We start from the raw sequence: 2,259 nt of genomic DNA, 5'->3' as shown, positions 1-2,259 counted from the left end.
CTCCTCGCGGACCGCGCGGAACTCCTGCCGCACGGCGGCTTCCGCGGCGTCGCTCGGCGGCGCGGCGAGCTTCCGCAGCGCGACGAGCAGCAAGACGACCGCGACGAGCGACAGACCGGCGACGACGAACAGCATCCCTTCGACCATGCGCGATTGACCTCCGCGGAAAGACTAGCAGCGCCGGCGGTCCATAGCGCGCTGCTTTCGGGCGCGGCGCGGCGCGGCGCGGGCGGTCAGGCCGGCCGATCCGCGCGCCCGCGCTCAAGCGCGGCGCGCCGCGCCCGCTCGCGTTCGGCCGCGGCGGCGAGCAGCGCCGTCCGCTCGATCCGCGTCGTCGCCGCCGTCAGCGCGAGGCGCGTCCCGACCGACGCGGGGATCGCCAGCGGCGCGACGTGCGTCGCGACGAGCGTCGCATGGCCGACGGCGCTCGCGATGGTCGAGAAGATCCCGCGCCGCGCCGCCTCGGCCGCCACCCGCCCGATGTCCGCCCCCTTCCACGCGCGGTCCAGCGACTGCAGGGCGATCACGGCGAAGGCGAAGAACGGCCAGTGGAACCCTTGGTCGAACTCCGGCTGCAGCGAGTCGTGGACGTGCTCGGTCAGAGCGGCGTCGGAGATCGACGACTTGACGACGTGGGCCGCCAGCTCCGGATCATGGAGCGAGTCGAACGCCTCGCGCGTGGCGACGACGTCGATTCCCGGATAGCGCTCCAGGGCGTGCGCGACGTACTCCGCGCTCTCGGTCGCCTTGAGCTGCAGAAGTTCGACGACGTGGCCGTGCGCGTCGTGGACGACGACGTCCCAGCCGGGCTGCGTCGCGCCGTGGGCGAGCGCCGCCGTGCAGCCGTCCGGCAGGCCGCCGTGGTTGAGGTGGTCGAGGTAGCGCAGCTCGAACAGCTTTCCTTTGACCCCGTTGACGATCCCCGCGAGCTCGTCGGGATTCCCCGCGTGCTCGCGCAGCAGCGCGGCGATGTCCTGATGCGGGTACTGGAGGGCGAACGCCTCCCGCACGTCGGGCGGGAGGCTCGCCGGATCGACGCTTCCGCGGAGCAGGTCGGCGAGCGTCGTCCCGCCGATCACCGTCGCGTCGAGGATCTCGTCGCGGCGGCGCGCCCGCAGCGCGGCGAGCCCCGCGTCGCGCGGCGGGAGCGTCCCGACCCGCCCGCGCACCTCCTCGACGAAGCGCGAAGCCCGCTCGTTCATCGGCCGGCCAGCACGAGCCAGAGCACGCCCGCGAGGTCCACGACCGCCGCGGCCGCCCCGATCCACGCGAGCGCCATGCAGAACCGCTGCCGCCGCTCCAAACGATCGAGCTTCGCTTCGCAGGCCGGCAGCTTCGCCTCGAGCGGCGACAGCCGCTCTTCCGCGCGCGCCACGCGGCCGCGCAGTTCCTCCTGCTCCTTGCGCAGCGCCTCGGCCTCGGCGATCAGCGCCTGGTCGAGCTCCTCCGCCTCGCGGATGAAGGCCTGCGTCTCCTCGAGCGCCTTCTGCCCGGTGACCGTCGAGAGGAACTCGCCGCCCTTCTCCGTCGCGGCCGAGAAGCCGCTCTTCACCGCGCCGCACACCTTGCCGGCGGCGTCCGCCGCCGCGCCCAAGAACTCCCCCGCCTTCCGCCCGAATTCGTCAGCAGTCATCTCGCCTCCGCGCGCCGCAGCGGGCGCCCATCGCCAAAGACGCCGCGCCGCGCCGCCGCTGACGCGTCGCCGGGGCGGAGCGCCGTCCGGGCGCCGTTCGCCGCCGGTTCGGCGCCGCTCGCGGTTTGGCGCGGGCCGTTCGTCGGTCGCGGGCTATTGTTTCAAACGTGGGGAGGATGCGCCGCATCCGTCCCGCCATCCGCGAGGACCCGATCTTGCTCTTCGCCCGACCGACCGCGCGCCCGCGCGTTTTTTCGCTGTTCGCCGCCCTCCCGCTCGCCGCGCTCGCCGCGGCGGCGGCGGCCTTCGCCCAACCGCCGGTCCTCGTGGACCACGGCCGCGTGCCGCGGGCCTCCGGTCCGATCGAGGTGGACGGCCGGCTCGACGAGCCGGGGTGGCGAAACGCGCTGCGGATCGACGTCCCGTTCGAGGTCGCGCCGAGCGAGAACACCCCCGCGCCGGTCGAGACGACCTGCCTCCTCGCCTTCGACGAGACGAACCTCTACGTCGGCTGCCGCGCCTTCGACCCCGAGCCGAAGAAGATCCGCGCCCACGTCGCCGACCGCGACCAGGTCTTCCGCAACGACTACATCGGCGTCCTCGTCGATCCGTTCCACGACGGCCGG

General features: G+C 74.0%; 3 protein-coding genes. 1 reads left to right on the top strand and 2 read right to left on the bottom strand.

Annotation, left to right across the window (positions count from 1 at the left end):
• Positions 1–233 precede the first annotated feature (233 nt).
• Together LLG88_11085 and LLG88_11080 are read right to left on the bottom strand one after the other, a co-directional pair.
• On the bottom strand, positions 234–1,202 hold the full coding sequence (locus tag LLG88_11085; protein ID MCE5247446.1) for a hypothetical protein: 969 nt from the start codon (positions 1,200–1,202) through the stop codon (positions 234–236).
• Positions 1,199–1,633 (bottom strand): hypothetical protein, encoded by a 435-nt coding sequence (locus LLG88_11080; GenBank protein MCE5247445.1) that lies wholly within the window; start codon positions 1,631–1,633, stop codon positions 1,199–1,201. Before LLG88_11080 ends, LLG88_11085 begins: the two co-directional genes overlap by 4 nt.
• 215 nt (positions 1,634–1,848) lie before the next feature.
• Here LLG88_11080 and LLG88_11075 point away from each other — a divergent pair.
• A partial coding sequence (locus LLG88_11075; protein ID MCE5247444.1) for a hypothetical protein occupies positions 1,849–2,259 on the top strand: 411 nt, incomplete at its 3' end.

This window comes from bacterium (assembly GCA_021372775.1).
Taxonomy (GTDB): domain Bacteria; phylum Acidobacteriota; class Polarisedimenticolia; order J045; family J045; genus JAJFTU01.
This window is presented reverse-complemented; position numbering and strand designations above follow the sequence as displayed.